The 17,910-nt window shown below is 65.8% G+C and carries 19 protein-coding genes and 2 pseudogenes; 11 read left to right on the plus strand and 10 right to left on the minus strand.

All coding sequences use genetic code 11. The features are described from left to right. The first annotated feature begins 179 nt into the window (after positions 1-179). On the plus strand, positions 180-1,910 hold the full coding sequence (locus MVA47_RS15740; protein WP_247210834.1) for a DEAD/DEAH box helicase: 1,731 nt from the start codon (positions 180-182) through the stop codon (positions 1,908-1,910). Between the two features lie 95 nt (positions 1,911-2,005). On the opposite strand, the gene MVA47_RS15745 is transcribed toward MVA47_RS15740, so the two are convergent. Next, entirely contained in the window at positions 2,006-2,212 is a 207-nt protein-coding gene (locus MVA47_RS15745; protein WP_030163359.1) for a hypothetical protein, read from the minus strand. 254 nt (positions 2,213-2,466) lie between these two features. Here MVA47_RS15745 and MVA47_RS15750 point away from each other — a divergent pair, with 254 nt between their 5' ends. Beyond that, a complete protein-coding gene (locus MVA47_RS15750; RefSeq protein ID WP_247208604.1) occupies positions 2,467-3,426 on the plus strand; it encodes a DMT family transporter in 960 nt (319 codons plus the stop codon). 18 nt (positions 3,427-3,444) lie between these two features. After that, positions 3,445-3,798, plus strand: coding sequence for a DUF952 domain-containing protein (locus tag MVA47_RS15755; protein ID WP_099385013.1), 354 nt, complete (start codon positions 3,445-3,447; stop codon positions 3,796-3,798). Positions 3,799-3,816: 18 nt separating this feature from the next. On the opposite strand, the gene MVA47_RS15760 is transcribed toward MVA47_RS15755, so the two are convergent. Both MVA47_RS15760 and MVA47_RS15765 read right to left on the minus strand, forming a co-directional pair. Then, complete coding sequence (locus tag MVA47_RS15760; protein ID WP_247208605.1) at positions 3,817-4,497, minus strand: response regulator transcription factor; 681 nt, start codon at positions 4,495-4,497, stop codon at positions 3,817-3,819. Further along, on the minus strand, positions 4,494-5,702 hold the full coding sequence (locus MVA47_RS15765) for a sensor histidine kinase (RefSeq protein ID WP_247208606.1): 1,209 nt from the start codon (positions 5,700-5,702) through the stop codon (positions 4,494-4,496). The genes MVA47_RS15760 and MVA47_RS15765 overlap by 4 nt, the downstream gene beginning before the upstream one ends. 127 nt (positions 5,703-5,829) lie before the next feature. On the opposite strand from MVA47_RS15765, the gene MVA47_RS15770 reads away from it, so the two are divergent. Then, a complete protein-coding gene (locus MVA47_RS15770; protein ID WP_247208607.1) occupies positions 5,830-6,372 on the plus strand; it encodes a hypothetical protein in 543 nt (180 codons plus the stop codon). On the opposite strand, the gene MVA47_RS15775 is transcribed toward MVA47_RS15770, so the two are convergent. After that, a complete protein-coding gene (locus MVA47_RS15775; protein WP_247208608.1) occupies positions 6,373-7,434 on the minus strand; it encodes a DUF5685 family protein in 1,062 nt (353 codons plus the stop codon). A 128-nt stretch (positions 7,435-7,562) separates the two neighbouring features. Here MVA47_RS15775 and MVA47_RS15780 point away from each other — a divergent pair, with 128 nt between their 5' ends. Further along, positions 7,563-8,432, plus strand: coding sequence for an alpha/beta hydrolase (locus tag MVA47_RS15780; RefSeq protein WP_247208609.1), 870 nt, complete (start codon positions 7,563-7,565; stop codon positions 8,430-8,432). Here the strand turns inward: MVA47_RS15780 and MVA47_RS15785 are convergent. Both MVA47_RS15785 and ppgK read right to left on the minus strand, forming a co-directional pair. Beyond that, positions 8,429-9,826: an RNA polymerase sigma factor gene (locus MVA47_RS15785; protein WP_023959608.1), complete on the minus strand. Its 1,398-nt coding sequence runs from the start codon at positions 9,824-9,826 to the stop codon at positions 8,429-8,431. The two genes, MVA47_RS15780 and MVA47_RS15785, sit on opposite strands and share 4 nt — an antisense overlap. A 143-nt stretch (positions 9,827-9,969) precedes the next feature. Continuing rightward, positions 9,970-10,764, minus strand: coding sequence for a polyphosphate--glucose phosphotransferase (gene ppgK, locus MVA47_RS15790; protein WP_247208610.1), 795 nt, complete (start codon positions 10,762-10,764; stop codon positions 9,970-9,972). 163 nt (positions 10,765-10,927) lie between these two features. On the opposite strand from ppgK, the gene MVA47_RS15795 reads away from it, so the two are divergent. After that, a complete protein-coding gene (locus MVA47_RS15795; RefSeq protein WP_247208611.1) occupies positions 10,928-11,788 on the plus strand; it encodes an inositol monophosphatase family protein in 861 nt (286 codons plus the stop codon). A gap of 34 nt (positions 11,789-11,822) precedes the next feature. Here the strand turns inward: MVA47_RS15795 and cei are convergent. Next, positions 11,823-12,502: pseudogene (gene cei / locus MVA47_RS15800) on the minus strand (envelope integrity protein Cei). Positions 12,503-12,921: 419 nt separating this feature from the next. Between cei and MVA47_RS15805 the strand changes: the two are divergent. Then, positions 12,922-13,221 (plus strand): DUF4193 domain-containing protein, encoded by a 300-nt coding sequence (locus MVA47_RS15805; protein WP_030163338.1) that lies wholly within the window; start codon positions 12,922-12,924, stop codon positions 13,219-13,221. Here the strand turns inward: MVA47_RS15805 and MVA47_RS15810 are convergent. Next, the gene (locus MVA47_RS15810) at positions 13,158-13,814 is read right to left on the minus strand and encodes a DUF3093 domain-containing protein (RefSeq protein ID WP_374474214.1); all 657 of its coding nucleotides are present in this window, start codon (positions 13,812-13,814) and stop codon (positions 13,158-13,160) included. The two genes, MVA47_RS15805 and MVA47_RS15810, sit on opposite strands and share 64 nt — an antisense overlap. A 22-nt stretch (positions 13,815-13,836) precedes the next feature. Here MVA47_RS15810 and dut point away from each other — a divergent pair, with 22 nt between their 5' ends. Next, positions 13,837-14,340 (plus strand): dUTP diphosphatase, encoded by a 504-nt coding sequence (dut, locus tag MVA47_RS15815; RefSeq protein WP_247208612.1) that lies wholly within the window; start codon positions 13,837-13,839, stop codon positions 14,338-14,340. Positions 14,341-14,343: 3 nt separating this feature from the next. After that, positions 14,344-15,179: pseudogene (locus tag MVA47_RS15820) on the plus strand (DUF3710 domain-containing protein). Here the strand turns inward: MVA47_RS15820 and MVA47_RS15825 are convergent. Next, a complete protein-coding gene (locus MVA47_RS15825; RefSeq protein WP_247208613.1) occupies positions 15,176-15,904 on the minus strand; it encodes an alpha/beta fold hydrolase in 729 nt (242 codons plus the stop codon). The pseudogene MVA47_RS15820 and the gene MVA47_RS15825 sit on opposite strands and share 4 nt — an antisense overlap. A 110-nt stretch (positions 15,905-16,014) precedes the next feature. Between MVA47_RS15825 and MVA47_RS15830 the strand changes: the two genes are divergently transcribed. Next, positions 16,015-16,386, plus strand: coding sequence for an OB-fold nucleic acid binding domain-containing protein (locus MVA47_RS15830; protein ID WP_023959592.1), 372 nt, complete (start codon positions 16,015-16,017; stop codon positions 16,384-16,386). Between the two features lie 109 nt (positions 16,387-16,495). Continuing rightward, complete coding sequence (locus MVA47_RS15835) at positions 16,496-17,206, plus strand: DUF3159 domain-containing protein (protein WP_247210835.1); 711 nt, start codon at positions 16,496-16,498, stop codon at positions 17,204-17,206. Here the strand turns inward: MVA47_RS15835 and MVA47_RS15840 are convergent. Further along, positions 17,178-17,852 carry a TrkA family potassium uptake protein gene (locus MVA47_RS15840; RefSeq protein ID WP_030163327.1) on the minus strand — a complete coding sequence of 225 codons (675 nt, stop codon included), beginning with the start codon at positions 17,850-17,852 and terminating at the stop codon, positions 17,178-17,180. The two genes, MVA47_RS15835 and MVA47_RS15840, sit on opposite strands and share 29 nt — an antisense overlap. Between the last annotated feature and the right edge of the window lie 58 nt (positions 17,853-17,910).

Raw genomic sequence — 17,910 nt, forward strand, 5'->3', positions numbered from 1 at the left:
CCGCGCCGCCGCCGCGGTCGCTCGGACGTCTGCGGGCGCGGTAACATTCTGCCGGTGCCCGACGGACCCGTGCAGTGGCCGATCTGCCCCTCGGCAACGCACCGACCGTCCGACCAGCTCGGACGGGTGGAATCCGATCTCATCGCAGCTAGGAGTTGTGCCCTGTCGTGACCCGACCTATTGCCGCCACCGGATCACAGGTCACGTCCGACCCAGCGCCCGCGCCCGCCGCGTCGTCGCTGCGTACCTGGCAGCGACGCGCGCTGACCAAATATCTGTCCGCGGCACCGCGAGACTTCCTGGCGGTCGCGACCCCAGGTGCAGGCAAGACGACGTTCGGCCTGCGGATCGCCACCGAGTTGCTGACCGACCGCACCGTGGATCAGGTCACCGTCGTCGCGCCCACCGAGCACCTCAAGCACCAGTGGGCCGCAGCGGCCGCACGCGCGGGAATCGCTCTCGATTCACGTTTCAGCAACAGCACCGGCCAGACCAGTTCGGACTTCCAGGGTGTCGTGGTGACCTACGCTCAGGTCGCGGCACACCCGGCTCGACACCGGGTGCGAACCGAGAACCGCCGCACCCTGGTGATCCTCGATGAGATCCACCACGGAGGTGACGCGAAGAGTTGGGGAGATGCGATCCGCGAGGCGTTCTCGGACGCGACCCGGCGTCTGGCGCTGACGGGAACCCCGTTCCGGTCCGACGACAGCCCCATCCCGTTCATCAACTACGAACCCGAGCCGGGCGGTGGAGCCCGTTCGGTCGCCGACTACGTGTACGGGTATTCCGATGCCCTTGCGGACGGCGTGGTCCGGCCGGTTGTCTTCCTCGCGTACTCGGGGGAGGCAAGCTGGCGAAACAACGCGGGGGAGGAGTTCACTGCCCGCCTGGGTGAGCCGCTGTCGGCCGAGCACACCGCGCGCGCCTGGCGGACCGCCCTGGACCCACACGGAGACTGGATCCCCGCTGTGCTGCAGGCCGCGCACACCCGGCTGCGGCAGCTCCGCAAATCAGGGATGCCCGATGCCGGTGGGCTGGTGATCGCCAGCGATCAGACCGTCGCACGCGACTACGCCGAACTCCTGCAGGCCATCACCGGTAAGGCTCCGGCGCTCGTCTTGTCCGACGACCCCAAGTCGTCGAGCAGGATCGCAGAATTCGGTGACTCCGACGATGAGTGGATGGTCGCGGTCCGCATGGTGTCGGAGGGCGTCGACGTGCCGCGCCTGGCAGTTGGCGTCTACGCCACCAGTGCATCAACCCCGTTGTATTTCGCTCAGGCGATCGGCCGGTTCGTGCGGTCGCGGCGGCCGGGAGAGAACGCGAGTGTGTTCCTTCCCTCGGTGCCCGTGCTGCTTCAACTGGCCAGTCAGCTCGAGGCCCAACGCGACCACGTGCTCGGCAAACCCCACCGCGAGTCCGAAGGACTCGACGACGCGCTGCTGAACGACGCCAACAAGACGAAGGACGAGAAGGACGACGAACGGGGATTCGAGTCCCTGCACGCCGACGCCGAGTTGGACCAGGTGATCTTCGACGGATCCTCGTTCGGTACTGCAACGTTCTCCGGCAGCGACGAGGAGGCCGACTATCTCGGCCTTCCGGGGCTGCTCGATGCCGACCAGGTGCGGGACCTGTTGCAGAAGCGGCAGTCCGATCAGATCGAGGCCCGCAGTGCCAGTCCCGAGGCTGCGCCGGCCACACCGCGCGAACCCACCGTGGGCAATCAGCTCAGTGCGTTGCGCCGGGAGCTCAACAGCCTTGTCGCTATGCACCACCACCGAACCGGAAAACCGCACGGACTGGTCCACAACGAGTTGCGTGCGAAACTCGGGGGACCGCCCACAGCGATGGCCACGGCAGAACAATTGCAGGCTCGGATCGAGGCGCTGCGCACCTGGCGTTAGGACCTGTGAGAAAGCCCTGCGCCCAGACCGACCCCGCAAAGACACCGCCGCGGTTCACACTGAGTGAACCGCGGCGGTGTTGTGTTGTCGACGTGTCAGACGAGCTCTTCCTCGTTCGTGATCACGGTGGCGCCCATGTCCACCAGCCGGGCTTCGTGCTCGTTGAAGTGGTGGCGGCAGAACAGCAACTCGCCACCTGTGGAGAGAACAGCGCGTACACGGGCTGCTGCACCACATCGATCACAGCGGTCGGCAGTGGTCAACGGCATGGAGATCGGGGGCGTGGTGATGGTCTCTGACATTTCTTCCTCCGTCCCGGGCCTGCGCTGGCGCGGTCCCTTCGCGAGCTAACACACCGGGGTGGTGCATCCACTCTCACTCTTTCAGACGATCAGGGATTCGGCTTTGTTCCCGGGTGCCTCGGCGTGTGTCGTCACTCACCCGTAACAGCAGGCTTTCGATCGGCAACATCTGTGTATCGCGGGCCTATGAAATGCGTCCCAGTACGGCCACCTCGCCGGGCCATCACCGCGGTCGTCGTGCCTACAGTGAGCCCATGAGCAGCCGTGTCGATCCCTCCCGATCGGAACGGATCTCCGCCAATCTACCTCTGCTCTTCATCATCGGGGCGGTGTGCCAGTACGTCGGCGCATCAGTGGCAGTGCCGCTGTTCTCCCAGCTCAATCCGGCAGCGGTGGCCTGGCTTCGGGCCACCGCCGCAGGGCTTGTGCTGTTGGCACTGTGGTGGCCGATCGCAGCGCGGCGATGGCCGAGGGGACAGGATTCCTATCCACCTCGCCGTCTCGCGATCGCAGCTGCTTTCGGGCTGATCACCATGGGTATGAACATGGCCTTCTACCTGGCAATCGACCATATCGACCTGGGGGTGGCCGTCGCGATCGAGTTCCTCGGGCCGATCGTTGTCGCAGCAGCGGGTTCGCGGAAGATGTCGGACGGGGTTGCGGTCGTGTCGGTGCTGATGGGCGTCGTCCTGCTCAGCGGGGCGAGTTTCTCCGGCGCGCCGCTCGGGGTGCTGTTCGCCCTGGTGGCCGCCGGATTGTGGGCCGGCTACATCGTGGTCGGCAAGATGGTGTCGACGGGGAACGTACATGCCGAGTCTGCGCCGGCCGGCCCGGCGTGGCGCAACGGGATCGACGACCTGGCCATCGGTCTCAGCGTCGCCGGGGCCATCTGCGCCCCGGTGGTGATAGGCATCACGACGACCATCTCGCCCGGAGAACTCTGGAGCTGGCGGGTCCTGGCGCTCGGGGTTGCGGTCGGCGTGTTGTCGAGCGCCGTGCCGTATCTGCTCGACCAGGTGGTGCTCGCCCGGCTCGGCCGGTCCCAGTTCGCCTTGCTGCTCGCACTGTTGCCGCTGACCGCGACGGTGGTGGGTGCCATCGCACTGGCGCAGGTGCCTTCGTGGGCCGAGGTGTGCGGAATGGTGCTGGTGGTCGCTGCGATCGTCTTCACGGCGCGATCGTCCGAGATTGACTCTGGCGCAGGTACCGGGTGATGCGGCAGGCTGGTAAGGGTGAGTGACGGCGTCCACCTGGTTCATCTGTGCTCGATATCCGACTGGCTCGAGGCGCGTTCGAGTGGCGTCCTGGAACCGGAGTCGCTGACGCAGCAGGGGTTCGTGCACCTGTCTGAACGCACACAGGTCCACATCCCGGCCAATCTGCTCTACCGAGATCATTCCGATCTTGTTCTGTTGAGCATCGATCCGCAGCGCGTGGGCGGCGAGATCGTGTGGGAAGACGGTGACCCGCCGAGCGATGACGGAACGCAGTTCCCGCACCTCTACGACTCTCTGCCGACAAGCGCCGTCATCGGAGTGGAACGGTACGAGATGGATGACTCCGGCCGATATCCACAACTCAACTGACTGCCAGGTCTGGTCTGGTCAACGCGTGCCGTCGGGTCTGACGACACCGTGTTCGCGGGCGATGATCGCTGCCTGCACACGGGATCGGAGCCCGAGTTTGGTCAGCACACGTGACACATGAGTCTTCACGGTCGTCTCTCCGATGAACAACTCCGAGGCGATCTGCGCGTTCGAAAGCCCGCGTCCCAGTGCCGCCAACACGTCGCGTTCGCGTTCGGTCAGCTCGGCCAGCCCGCGTGCCACGACACGATCGGGTTCGGCCGCCGGTCGCGGCGACGGGTGGTGGTCGGTGAACCGTTCGATGACCCTGCGGGTCACTTCGGGGGCAAGGGCAGCGTCCCCCCGCGCCACCGCGGTGACGGCCGCCACCAGTTCTGCTGCGGTGGCGGTTTTGAGCATGAACCCGGCCGCTCCGGCGCGCAGCGCCGCGAAGAGATAGTCGTCGATGTCGAAGGTGGTGAGGATCAGCACGTTGGCGTCGTGGGTGGCGCCGATGAGAGCGGTGGCCGCGATCCCGTCGGTGCCCGGCATGCGGATGTCCATCAGAACCACGTCTGGGTGGAGTTCCGCGACGAGCCGGACGGCGTCATCTCCGTCGACGGCCTCGCCGACGACCTCGATGTCGTTCACGCCGTCGAGCATGAGGCGGAGCCCCGCGCGGATGGCGGCGTGGTCGTCTGCGATCACGACCCGGATCATCGGGACCCTGCCGACGTGGTCGATATGTCGGCGGTGGTGTCGAGGACAATGGTCGGCAACTGTGCGAACACTCGCCATCGTCCTTGTGCGACAGACACTTCGAGCACGCCGCCCACCGACGACGCGCGCATCTTCATGTTCGTGATGCCGTGGCCGGCGTCCGACACGGCTGCCGTGGTTCCGTCCGGTACCGGGTTCGTCACCGCGATCGTCAGAGACGAATCATCTTGCTGCACATCGATCTCGATGGCGCTGCGGGGACTGTGGACTGTTGCGTTGGTGATGGCCTGCTGAATGATGCGGAAGGCGGCGATGTCGGTGGCCGGGGCCAGGCGTGGGTGGACGATCGTCGCCCGCACGGGAGAACCGGCGGCCCGTGCGGCGTCGATCAACCGGTCCAACCGGGCCATGGTCGCGGTGGCCGGAGAATCGAGATCGTCGCTCCCGGAGAGCAATTCGATCATCGTGCGCATCTCACCGAGTGCGTCGATGCTGCTTGCGCGCACAGTACGCAGCACTGTCTCGCGGGTTGCCGAGTCGGTGGTCTCCAGGGCCGCTGCCGTCTGAAGTGCGATGCCCGACAAGTGGCCCGCGATCACGTCGTGGAGATCACGTGCCAGCTGTCGGCGTTCTTGGGCGATCGCGGCCTCCTGTTCCCGGATGGCCAGTTCCTCGGTCGCCTGAGCCCTGGCGCGTTCGCTGTCGGCTGCGATCTGATGTTGCCTGATCGCGTGGCCGTAGGAGGCGGGGGAGGCGATCAGTGCGGTCACCAGCAGCATGACCATCAAGGCGACCCGCCAGTCACCGGAACCCGCGATCGCTGTGGTCAGGGCGACCGCGGCGATCAGCCAGTTCGCCAGCAACATGGCCCGCCGGGTCTGGGCGGAACCGTACCTCGCGACGGAGTAGACGACATCGGAGTACACGATCCACACCGCGATCGTGGGGCCGGCGAACGCATCGACCACCATGACGGCCAGGCATCCACCGAGAGCGATGTCCGGGCGGGTCGACCGCAGCGATTGGAAAGCGCACGCAAGGGCGAGTGCGACATAAGGGACCCACTCCGGAACGACAGAGACAAGTGGCTCACCGCCGAAGAAGTAGCGCAAATCGCCGACGTAGAGTGCGATGCCCAGAACAAAAAATGCCACGGCCACTACGACATCGCGCCGGCGGTCCGGGTCGATGGTGAGCTTTGTCATCGCGGTGCCTCCTTGCACCCCACCATGACAACACATCGGCTGACAGCGGTCGTCGTTCCAAGTGATGACTCTTTCTCGATCTCGTGGCCGATGTGTCGGGTGCGGCCACCGACCGAGACTCGTCGGTATGGAATCGCCTGTTCTCGCTGTGATCGTCGGTTGTGAAGTCGGTTTCTGGGTGGTCGTCTTCGGTGCACTGGCGGTTCGATATCTCCTGCACCGACAACGTGCTTCGATCATCGTGCTGGCGCTGCTGCCCCTGCTCGACGTGGTTTTGCTCGGTGCGGTCGCAGTGGACTTGCAGCGGGGGAGCGAGGTCGAGACGGTGCATCGCCTTGCCGGCATATATCTGGGGGTGACCGTCGCGTTCGCCCATCCCCTGATCAGGTGGGCCGATGTCAGGTTCGCGCACTGGTTTGCCGACGGGCCGCCGCCGCTGGCCCGGCAATCACAGGGCAGGAACGCCTTTCGACACGAGGTGGGGATGTTCGGACGGTGGATCTGTGCTGCCGCGGTGTCGATCGCCGCGGTTCTCCTGCTGGCCTGGACCGTAGCGGACGGTGATCAGGCACGTGCCTTGTATGGCTTCTTCCCCACGCTAGGGGTGATCACGGTTGTCTGGCTGCTTGTCGGACCGCTGTGGTCGTTGGCCGATGTCCGGGCCGGTTGATCAGCAGTCGCAGCAATCACAGACGTTGCAGCAGTCGCACCCGTTGCATGCGGCTTGGTGCCGGCGTCCGTTGCACGGATTGGTGTGGTCCGCGCAGCAGGCGTAGCCGGTGCAGTACACGCCCATCCACGGCAGGACCCGCTTGTAGAACGGTGGCAGTTGCGGCTGACGACGCTGTCCGGGGCTGGTGAACACGGCATCGGGCCCAGAACCGAAGACGCGTACCAGCGCACGGTTCAATCCGCCGATCAACAACATCCGCAGCAACCGGTCGTCGCGCAACCGCACCCCATCAAGCGCCACCCTGATCGCATCCACCAACCGCACGCACTCCGTCCGCGCGAACTCCACACTGGTCCCCGTCGCGATCAACGGATTGAAGTCCCCACCTGCTCGATCACGCTCGAGGTCCTCCACCGCATCCAGCAAGTGGGCACACCGTCCGAAATCGCGACCGATTCCTGCCAATATCTCCTGATTGCCCGGCACTCCCGCCAATTCCGCCGTCGCTGCGAAGACTGCCGCACCAGCAGACGCTGCGTTCTCGGTTATCTTCATCAACGACACCGACCCCGACTCCACCTGCGCCTGAGCACCCAGCTGCGTCAACAACTCCCCACCACCCATCGCAGCCGACACCGGCGCATCGGCCAATGCCCGAGACCGCAGCCGCGGCTCCGCCCACCGTGCACCCTCGGCACGCACCACGGACGGCGACGCCACCCCCGCCGCCCGCTCCGCCACCACGTCAGCAGCTTTGGCCGAGGCCAACGTCAGCGACGCCGTCGCCCCCAACCGCACACTGACATCACTCGCCGAGACCACCTGCGCCCCCCGCATACCCCGCAACGCACACCGCCCTGCCGACACCAACTCCGGCGCCGACTCACGCTGCGCATCAACAAGAACCGACACAACCACCGCATCGGTATTGGTCGTCAACCGTGACAACTGTCCGTGGGAGGACCTCAATGCCAAACACACACCACACAAGTGCGCACGCCACTGCGCGCCCAACTCTTCATCCAAATGCGCCACGCATGGGCTCAACACACCGAACATGCGGATATGGAAGCACAGCAGAGGGCGCCGGGCCTCGCAGAAACCCGGATTTACCCCACATGATCATTCAAACTGCAGACGTGTGCTCTCGACGCGAGCGCAGAAATCCCCGGACGGAAGGACCCGAGATGCCGTCTGAATTCGTTGTCGATTCGGTCCACGGCGCAGCGTTGACCGGCTTGCGGTGGGAGCCTGCCGGAAAGCCGGTGGCAACCGTGTTGCTGGTACACGGCATGGGTGAGCACATCCGCCGGTACGAGGACACCGCCCATGCATTGACCGCTGACGGCTTCGCAGTGGTCGGCTACGACCATCGCGGGCACGGTTCGTCGGTACTTCCCGGCCGCCTCCCCGGCGATCTCGGACCAGACGGCTGGAACGCCCTGGTGGCCGACGTGGGGCGGCTGATCGATGTGGCGAAGAACGAGTGTCCGGAGGTACCTCTGGTGGTGATCGCTCACAGCATGGGGTCGTTCGCTGCGCAGCAGCACCTACTCGAGCACAGCGACGACGTGGACGCCGTGGTGCTGAGCGGGACGGCGGCCCTGGACGCCCTCGAACCCGCACTCGACGTCGACAGCGAATTGGACCTGTCGATGTTCAACGCACCCTTTGCCCCGGCACGAACCGACTTCGACTGGCTGTCGAGGGACACCGACATCGTCGATGACTACGTCGCCGACCCGCTGTGCGGATTCGGCATCGATGCAACGGCAACCCGTGAGATGTTCACCGGGGCCCGCAGACTTGCCGATCCCGCGCTCGTGCGAATGATGCGCCGCGACCTACCGATCCTGATCGCGGTGGGCGACCAGGACCCGGTCGGTGGCGGGGGAGCACTGGTCGATCAGTTGGCAGCCCATTACCGGTCTGCCGGGCTCACCGACGTCACCGTCCGCGTGTTCACCGGCGCCCGGCACGAGATCCTGAACGAGACCAACCGTACGCAAGTACGCAGTGAACTCATCGCCTGGATGATGCGGGCGGTCGGCTCCTAATCGAGGTAGTCGCGCAGAACCTGCGACCGTGACGGGTGGCGCAGCTTCGACATGGTCTTCGACTCGATCTGGCGGATGCGCTCGCGGGTGACCCCGTAGACCTGGCCGATCTCGTCCAGGGTGCGTGGCTGCCCGTCGGTCAGGCCGAATCGCAGGCGGACAACACCGGCTTCGCGCTCGGACAGTGTCTCGAGCACCGATTGGAGCTGGTCCTGCAGCAAGGTGAACGACACGGCGTCCACGGCAACGACCGCTTCGGAATCCTCGATGAAGTCACCGAGCTGGCTGTCGCCTTCGTCGCCGATGGTCTGATCGAGCGAGATGGGCTCGCGCGCGTACTGCTGGATCTCCAGCACCTTCTCGGGCGTGATGTCCATCTCCTTGGCGAGCTCTTCAGGAGTGGGTTCGCGACCCAGGTCCTGCAGGAGCTCACGTTGGATGCGCCCGAGTTTGTTGATGACCTCGACCATGTGCACCGGGATGCGGATGGTGCGCGCCTGGTCGGCCATGGCCCGGGTGATGGCCTGACGAATCCACCACGTGGCGTACGTCGAGAACTTGTAGCCCTTGGTGTAGTCGAACTTCTCCACTGCACGGATGAGACCGAGATTGCCCTCCTGGATCAGGTCCAGGAATGCCATTCCTCGGCCGGTGTAGCGCTTGGCCAGGGAGACGACGAGACGGAGGTTGGCCTCGAGCAGGTGGTTCTTGGCGCGGCCACCGTCGCGCGAGATCCACGACAGATCGCGACGCTGGGCCACGGTGAGTTTTTCGCCGGACTCGGTGATCCGCCGCATGCGTTCGGTGGCGAACAGGCCGGCCTCGATGCGCTTGGCGAGTTCGACCTCCTCTTCGGCGTTGAGGAGCGCAACCTTGCCGATCTGCTTGAGGTACGCGCGGACCGAGTCGGCAGACGCGGTGAGCTCAGCGTCCTTGCGGGCCTGCCGCAATGCCTCGGACTCGTCTTCGTCCCACACGAAGTCACCGGAGGCCTTGTCGGTCTCGGACGGTTCTTCGACATCTTCGTCGGCCTTCTTGGCCTTGCCCTTACCCGGTGCGACGACTCCGGCCTCGACGGTGTCGTCGTCGACCACGACCACAACATCGTCGTCGGTCAGTTCGCCCTCGGGTACGTCGATGTCATCGATCGAGGGATCCGGTTCGAGACCGTCGCCTTCGATGATGTCGCCATCAGGCGCGCCGTCGACCTTCTTGGTCGCGCGCTTTGCGCCTGCCTTCTTGGCCGGGGCTTTTTTCGCCGGGGCCTTCTTGGCGGCTGTCTTCTTGGCGGCTGCTTTCTTTGCGGGTGCCTTGCGCGCCCGCGACGCGGTCACCGACTCCGATTCCGACTGCTCGGTATCCGGTTCGGTTTGGCGGGTTTTCGTGGCTGCCACGTACGACCTTTCGGGCTATCTCCGTGACACCGAAACCGGTGGGTTTCGCCGCGGAGACGGTGTCCCGCCGAGATGTCACTCGGCGAAGCTGGGGGCTTGGGGGGAACCGGCGTACAGCCAGTCGAATGCCATTGTAACGGCACCTAGGGGCGCAACCCCGCCTCCACCGCCATAGCGGCGCCCACAATCCCGGCGGTGTTCTGCAAAGTGGCCGGTACAACGGGTGTCTGGTTGGTCAGATGAGGAATCCATTTGTGCGCCTTTCGGCTGATCCCGCCGCCCGCGATGAAGACCTCGGGCCAGAACAGTGCCTCGTACGCCGACAGCACGGCGGACACCTCCTCGGCCCACTTGGAGTAGGACAGGTCGTTGTCTTCCTTCACCTTCGACGACGCCCGGTGCTCGGCCTCTTTGCCACCGACCTCCATGTGGCCGAGTTCGGTGTTCGGGATGAGCGTGCCGCCGAACATGATCGCCGAGCCGATCCCGGTACCGAAGGTCAACAGCATCACCACGCCCTTGTAGTCCTTGCCCGCGCCGTACCGGTCTTCGGCCATGCCGGCCGCGTCGGCGTCGTTGAGCACCGACAGCTGTCGGTCACCCAGTTCGGCACCGAGCAGCTTGTAGACGTCCGTGCCGATCCAGCCCTTGTCGACGTTGGCGGCGGTGCGTGCGACGCCTCCGGTGATGACGCATGGCAGAGTGACGCCGACGGGGCCCTTCCAATCGAAGTGCCCGACGACTTCGCGGATACCGCCGGCAACGGCCTCAGGGGTGGCCGGCTGCGGGGTCAGGACCTTGAATCGATCGCCGACCAGCTGTCCGGTGGTCAGATCGACGATCCCGCCCTTGATCCCCGATCCGCCGACATCGACGCCGAACCCCAGCTTGTTCGACTCTGGCAACGACTCGGTGGACACCCCGGGTTCACTGGACACGAGAACGGCTCCTTCGGCTCGACACGGCGGTGACACCAACCGGCCCGCCGTTGTTCAGGCTAGTCAGCACGCAAGGGTTCTGCGCGACGTCGGGCGGATCTGTTCGCGTTCGGTTCACCGGGTCGCCCCGTCGATTCGGCCAGGGGTGTGCTCACATGTAGCAATGGCGGAACTCGAGCCGGCCGACCTGACCGCGGTGGCGATCCAGGTTGCCGAACAGGCAGCACAGCACGTTCGCACCCGAAGGCCCGAGGTCTTCGGGTCTGGTGTCACGAAAACCGATGCACCGCAATCGGTGTCGACAAAGAGTACTGACACTGATCCGGTCACGATCGTCGACACCGAATCCGAGAGCCTGGTCCGCGGGATGCTCGCGTCGCTGCGTCCGGGCGATGCCGTGCTCGGTGAAGAAGAGGGTGGCTCGGTCGAGGTTCCTTCCGGTGTCCGGTGGGTCATCGACCCCATCGACGGCACGGTCAACTTCCTTTACGGCATTCCCGCGTATTCGGTCTCGGTCGGCGCTCAGGTGAACGGGCGCACGGTCGCCGGAGCTGTTGTCGACGTCGTCCGCGGCACCACCTACTCCGCCACTCGTGGGGAGGGCGCGTACTCCGATGATGGCTCGGGTCCGGTGCGGCTGCGGACGAACCCCATCGACAAGGTCGGGCTCGCACTGGTGGCCACCGGTTTCGGCTACGGATCGGCGCGTCGACGGGTCCAGGGCGAGTTGATCTCCGCATTGCTGCCACACATCCGCGACGTCCGCAGGATCGGTTCGGCCGCACTAGATCTCTGCATGGTGGCCAGCGGGGCGGTGGACGCACATTTCGAACACGGCCTGAGCCCGTGGGATTGGGCGGCCGGGTCGCTGATCGCTGAAGAGGCGGGCGCCGTGGTGACGATCCCCGACGCCACCTCTCGGAGCGCAGCGGGCAACGTCACCCTGGCCATGGCTCCGGGTATCGCCGACGAATTGGGCGAGTTGCTGGCGCGGCTGGGTGCCCTGGAGCCGATCCCGGACTAGTCCCGGTCCACGGCTGCCGGCGAGCGGTCGGTGATCAGCAGGGGGCGTCGTGCACCGCTGCCACCACTGCAGGGTCGGCTCCGGTGTTCGGGTCCTGAGGATTGGCCACCCGCAGCGTGTCCAGCACGGCCAGCGCGTCCTGATTCTGTTCACCTCGCCGTAGTGGTTGCCGAGTGCGAGGTCGACGTCGGTTCCTGGGCGCCCGTCGTTGATCAGCTGCGTGCACGGCGCTGCGATCCACAGTGCCGCCGCGGCGGCCTTGCCGCCTTCGCCGAACCGGATCTGCCCGAAACAATCGAGATTGCGATCCGGATAGAGGGGATCGTCTCCGTAGGCATTGTCCGGCGCGGCCTGGAACCCGAGTGCGGTGAGGTCGTCGAGGATGGTCTGGGCCATGCCCTGTTCGTCCGTCGCGTTGAGGACCCGGATCTGAAAACTGCTCAACGCGGCGGGCGGAACCTGCAGTATCTCGTCGGCGGCGGCCGGGGTACCCACCACGGGTGTGGGCCCTTCGGGAGCAGCCGACGGGGATTGGGGTTGCGGACAATCGGTCGGGGTCGCCTGCGTGTCGGACGAGGACAGCGCACCGGCCCACACCACCGCAGCGATGAGTGCAAGCACCACCGCAGCGATGATGGCCGGGAGGTAGCGACGTCGCCGGAAGGGACGACCGCGATCATCGGTGGGGTAGCCGTAGGTGATCTGGGAAACCACGGGTTCTCAGGTGCCTTCCGCGCGCAGTTGTGGGGCGAGTCAACTGTAGTCGGTACACACGGTGACCCCGCGCAACTGGACACGCAGCGGATCTGGACCGCGTCGCGCATGATGCGCGGCACGCGGCTTTTTCTGGGAATGTTCTCGTGCGGCGGTTGTTATTGACTCTGAGCAACGGCTGGGCTAGGCTTCGGCCGCCTCGGTTGGACAGCCCAAAAAGAGACTATCCACCAACTGTGGCGAAAATCACAGAAATCATGCTCCTGTTCGGCAACGAATACTGATCGATGGCTCGTTGTCCCAGGGGCATCGTCGCGGAACTTTTGCAGATGGGGAAGTACGCGGCTTGTTGGGACTTTTGGAACCTGCACACATCGGGAACCTGAAAGTCGCAGGCGCTTCTATTTTAAGGCGGAATGATGGCAACTGATTACGATGCGCCGAGGCGCACTGAATCCGACGAGGTATCCGAGGACTCCCTCGAAGAACTGAAAGCGCGGCGGAGTGAGGCGCAAGCCGCCTCCGTCGACATCGACGAAGGCGACACCGCCGAGTCGTTCGAACTCCCCGGGGCCGACCTGTCGGGTGAAGAACTCTCGGTGCGGGTCATCCCGAAGCAGGCTGACGAGTTCACCTGCACCAGCTGCTTCCTCGTCTACCACCGCAGCCGACTCGCGACCGAGAACGGTAACTCGCGTATCTGCGTCGACTGCGCTTGACACAACGCCGTCCGCGACCTCGGTGTGGCGGACGGCGCTGATTTCCGGCGGGTTCGACTACCCCGGGTCCGAGGCTTCGGTGGCCGCGTCTGGTAATCCCAGGGCGGCCACCAGCTTTCGGGGTGCCGCGTACTGACGAGCCAGTAGGGCGTGGGGTCGTCGGGGTCGTCGAGAACCAGCAAGACCATCGTCTTCACCCAGAACTTGTGAACCAGGAATGCGGCCGGATCGAGCTGCCGGCCCAGTGCGGCACTTTTCGCAGCGGCCGGGATCACGGCGGCCCGGTCGATCACCCCGATCGGCAGATGGGCATTGTGGGCCCACAATTCACCGTCGGCCACCCGTACGCGCGTGCGGCCCATCGACCACAGACCCCAGAAGACCAGCGGGGTGAGGACCACGTACGCGATCCAGCTCAGCGAGCCCTGGTGCAAGGCCAGTTGCACCTCGTACCCGAGCAAACCGATCAACGCGACGCCCAACAGCCACCACCAGGCAGGGACGCGCAGCCGCTCGTCATGGGCCCCCTCGAATGGGGTCGGGCGGGTGCCGGCAGCGTCACCGGCAGGGTCGGGTGATGGAAGAGGTGGCACGTCCCCAGCGTAGTCTTCCGGTGTGGCAACCAACGCTGGCAGCACCCCCGCCGATGCACCGTTCGTCGCCGTCAGGCGTCTCGACACGGGCATCGATCTACCCACGCGGGCCCATCCGGGTGATGCCGGTGTGGACCTGTCGAGCACGATCGACGTGGTGCTCGAACCCGGTCATCGGGCCTTGGTGCCGACCGGCATCTCGATAGCGTTGCCGATGGGCACGGTCGGACTGATCCACCCCCGCTCGGGCCTGGCCGCCCGAGCAGGACTGTCGATCGTCAACACACCGGGAACTGTCGACTCGGGATATCGCGGCGAGATCAAGGTGTGCCTGATCAATCTGGATCCGCACGATGCGATCACGATCGCCAGGGGCGACCGGATCGCGCAACTGCTGGTCCAGAAGGTCGAGTTGCTCGACTTCGTCGAGGTCGACGAACTGGACGAGACGAGCCGGGGCGCAGGCGGATACGGATCGAGTGGGGGCCACGCGATGTTGGGGGCCTCGCAGCCGAAGGGAGTCTGAACCATGGCACGGGACAAGGGAATCGGGCGTGGCCGCCGCGCCCGCGGTGCGGCATCTGAGCCCGAAGTCGAACCGAAGGTCATCGGTAGCGGTGAAGGCCCTTACGACATCGGCGATCTGGCCGCAGATGCCGGCTTCGAGAACTCGCATCTCGATCTGGGCTCGGTACTCGTGCCCGTGGTCGAGGGCGGTCAGGTCACCGTGGAGATGACCGCCGACCACCAGCCCCAGGCCGTGTATCTGGTGACGCCCCACGGGCGGATCACCGTGGCAGCCTTCGCCGCGCCCAAATCGAGCGGGCAGTGGCGTGAGGTCGTCGGCGAGCTGACCGAGTCCCTGCGTGCCGAAGGAGCAGAGACCAGCATCGAGACCGGCTTCTGGGGACGTGAGGTGGTCGCCACCGTGCCCGGCGGCATTCATCGTTTCATCGGCGTCGACGGTCCGCGCTGGATGATCCGCTGTGTTGCCAGTGCGCCGACCGCCAGTGCGGAAAACCTGTCGAAGGTGGCCCGGGCTGTGGTCAGCGAAACGGTCGTCCGCCGCGGCGACGAACCACATCCACCCCGAACCCCCTGGCGATCGTGCTGCCACCAGTGCTGGCCGAGCAGGTTGCGGCCGCACAGCAGCAGATGGCGACCGGTCAGCAGAATGTTCCGGGTGCGGTACCCGACACGGGGGCCCAGGCCCAGTCTGCGCAGGCGAACGTGATGGTGCAGGGCGGTGCCGAAGCCGTTGCCGCCGAATCGGAGCCGCCTGCCCCGGCCGAACCGGAGGTCGAACCGGGTCCGGTGTCTCGCGGTTCGGCCATGCAGCAGCTCCGCAATCAGCCCAAGCGCTAGCCGGGCTCGGCCGTGAGGTCGCGCCAGCCGCGGATCGCGAGGCGGCCCAGAAGCGCCGGGTCCGCACCCCATCGGGCCATCGAGATCTCGGTCGACACCGACCTGTCGGCGGCATCGTGCCACGCCTTCGCAACGACTGCCGGGTGCACCGGGTCGTCGGACACCGCAACGACCGACAGTGGAACCTGCAGTCGCGCAATCATTTCCGCGGTCGGGGCAACATAGTTGGCGGCCTCGTCCAGCTGTGACACCAGGTGCGGACCGGCGGCCCGCCAGGATCTGTTCAATTCGGCGGAGAGCCAGGCCGGACTGCCGGCGGACATCTGTCTGATCGTCTCCTCCAACCCGTGGGTGCGGATCAACGCTGCGGTCCAGGCTGCGCTGTGCGCAGCAGGCGCCGTGCGCGGAGAACCGAGCCACGGGGGCAGGGCCGCGAGCACCCCGGCGCACCCGGCCGGATGCGACAACGCCCACTGCACCGCAACGCACGCACCGATGGAGATCCCCGCCGCAATCACCTGGGTGTGGTCTGCGGCGGCACGATCCAGAGCGCGCTCGTAGCCCCGGACCAGCCCGTTCTCGTCCGGATCCACCGCGACGACCGGCAGTCCCGTGGACCCGAATGCGCGGCTGGCGTAGTCGGCATCCGACCCCGTCCCGGGCAGCGCCACGACCACTGGATCGGCACTTGTAGGGGACGTTCGCGACCCCTCTGAACTGCGCATCTGTTGATCTTCCCGTGGAGGGTGGAAGTCGGGTGTGCGGGGGTCTACTCTGGCGGAGGCACAGCCCCGTGCCCACCAGCCCGATTGTCCCCGAAGGGTGCATAAGCGCAATGACCGCAGGCGGATATCTCAAACGCCTCACCCGCAGGCTCACCGAAGACATCGATCAACTCGATGCCGAGGACATCTCGCAGCAGTCGCAACAAGCAGGTGCACAGCGTGCCTGCGATTGTTCGGCAGGCGACGAGGTGACCATGCAAGGTGAGCTTCGCTCCGTCCAGACCTGCTCGAAGGCCATGAAGACCGGGATCGTCGCCGAGTTCTTCGACGGAACCGACGTGGTGACCCTCAAGTTCATCGGCCGCAATCGCATCCCCGGCATCGAACCCGGACGGACGTTGACCGTGCGCGGCCGAATCGGTGAGCACGACGGCAACAAGGTGATGTTCAACCCCTACTACGAGTTGCTCGGTGAGAGCTGACGGCAGCGCTCATCGGCCGCAGCCAGATGGCGATGAGCGGGTGTCGCCCAACGACATCCCGGGTGACGCCGACAAGGCCGACGCTCCCACGTTGACGCTGCTGGAGCAGATGGGCGGCGTATCGGGGCTGATCTACTCGTCGGTGCCGATCCTCGTGTTCGTCCCGGCCAACTCGCTGTGGAATCTGACGGTGGCCATTTACGCCGCCCTGGCCACCGCGCTGGTCATCTTCCTGGTCCGGCTGGTGCGGCGTGAACCCATTCAGCCGGCGATCTCAGGTGTGATCGGCGTGGCGGTGTGCGCGTTCATCGCCCACCGCACAGGCAATGCGAAAGGGTTCTTCCTCTTCGGCATCTGGACGACACTGCTCTACGCCGGCGTCTTCGTGGTCTCCATCATCGTCCGGTGGCCCCTGGTCGGCGTGATCTGGAACACGTTGAACGGCAACGGAACCGACTGGCGTCGTCATCGGCGCACGTTGATCGCCTACGACATCGCGACCGCCATCTGGGCAGCCCTCTTCGGCGTGCGCTACCTGGTGCAGTCATTCCTCTACGACCACGACGAAACCGGCGCTCTCGCGATCGCACGGATCGGGATGGGGTGGCCGCTGACAGCAGCCGCAGTTGTTGCCACGTTCTTCCTGGTCCGGTGGGCACACAAAGAAGAGGCCGTGGATCAGGACGCCGTCGCAGCCGAACCGGGCCCGGACGAAGGCACTTCCCGTGGCACCGGCACGCGCGTGATCGACGGTGTGTCCGAAAACAACACCCCGGAGCAGCCGGACGGGATCAGCGGGCAGGCCCCGCCGGCTCGATGATCGCTGCGCGCAACTGACCTTCGGCCTCGGCGGGCACGATGAAGATCAGCTCGTCGCCGCCTTCCACGGCGTCGTCGGCGAGCGGCACGATCACGCGTCCGCCCCGCAGGATCGTGACCAGAGCGGCGTCGCGGGGGAGTCGCAGCTTCTTCACGGGCTTGCCCGCCAGGGGTGTGTTGTCGGGAAGCGTCATCTCGACGAGATTGGCCTGCCCTTGGCGGAAGGTCATGAGCCGGACCAGATCACCCACCGATACGGCTTCCTCGACCAGTGAGGCGAGCATCCGCGGTGTGGAGACGGCCACATCCACGCCCCAGTCCTCGTCGAACAACCACTCGTTGCGGGGATCGTTGACCCGGGCAACCACACGGTGGACCGCGAACTCGGTTTTCGCGAGCAGGCTGACCACCAGGTTGGCCTTGTCATCTCCGGTGGCTGCGATCACCACATCGAACCGCTGCAGCTGAACCCGCTCGAGGTTGTCCAACTCACACGCATCGCCGCCGACCCACTGTGCCCCCGGTACCGATTCCTCGTCGATGTGCTCAGGATTGCGCTCGAGCAACGTGACGTCGTGGGCGTTGGCGATCAGCTCCCGTGCGATGGAACGGCCTACCGCGCCCGCTCCGGCGATCGCGACCTTCATGATTTCTCCTACGGGCTGTGGTCGAAAGACCTCGTTCGTGACTGGGTGGGTGATGCGG

This window comes from Williamsia sp. DF01-3 (genome assembly GCF_023051145.1).
Lineage (GTDB): Bacteria > Actinomycetota > Actinomycetes > Mycobacteriales > Mycobacteriaceae > Williamsia.

Coding starts and splice junctions, on each gene's coding strand:
- MVA47_RS15830 (WP_023959592.1), top strand. CDS start 16,015: ATGACCGCAGGCGGATATCTCAAACGCCTCACCCGCAGGCTCACCGAA.
- MVA47_RS15775 (WP_247208608.1), bottom strand. CDS start 7,434: ATGTTCGGTGTGTTGAGCCCATGCGTGGCGCATTTGGATGAAGAGTTG.
- MVA47_RS15825 (WP_247208613.1), bottom strand. CDS start 15,904: ATGCGCAGTTCAGAGGGGTCGCGAACGTCCCCTACAAGTGCCGATCCA.
- MVA47_RS15795 (WP_247208611.1), top strand. CDS start 10,928: ATGGCGGAACTCGAGCCGGCCGACCTGACCGCGGTGGCGATCCAGGTT.
- MVA47_RS15750 (WP_247208604.1), top strand. CDS start 2,467: ATGAGCAGCCGTGTCGATCCCTCCCGATCGGAACGGATCTCCGCCAAT.
- MVA47_RS15760 (WP_247208605.1), bottom strand. CDS start 4,497: ATGATCCGGGTCGTGATCGCAGACGACCACGCCGCCATCCGCGCGGGG.
- MVA47_RS15770 (WP_247208607.1), top strand. CDS start 5,830: ATGGAATCGCCTGTTCTCGCTGTGATCGTCGGTTGTGAAGTCGGTTTC.
- MVA47_RS15780 (WP_247208609.1), top strand. CDS start 7,563: ATGCCGTCTGAATTCGTTGTCGATTCGGTCCACGGCGCAGCGTTGACC.
- MVA47_RS15840 (WP_030163327.1), bottom strand. CDS start 17,852: ATGAAGGTCGCGATCGCCGGAGCGGGCGCGGTAGGCCGTTCCATCGCA.
- MVA47_RS15765 (WP_247208606.1), bottom strand. CDS start 5,702: ATGACAAAGCTCACCATCGACCCGGACCGCCGGCGCGATGTCGTAGTG.
- MVA47_RS15805 (WP_030163338.1), top strand. CDS start 12,922: ATGGCAACTGATTACGATGCGCCGAGGCGCACTGAATCCGACGAGGTA.
- MVA47_RS15835 (WP_247210835.1), top strand. CDS start 16,496: ATGGGCGGCGTATCGGGGCTGATCTACTCGTCGGTGCCGATCCTCGTG.
- MVA47_RS15745 (WP_030163359.1), bottom strand. CDS start 2,212: ATGTCAGAGACCATCACCACGCCCCCGATCTCCATGCCGTTGACCACT.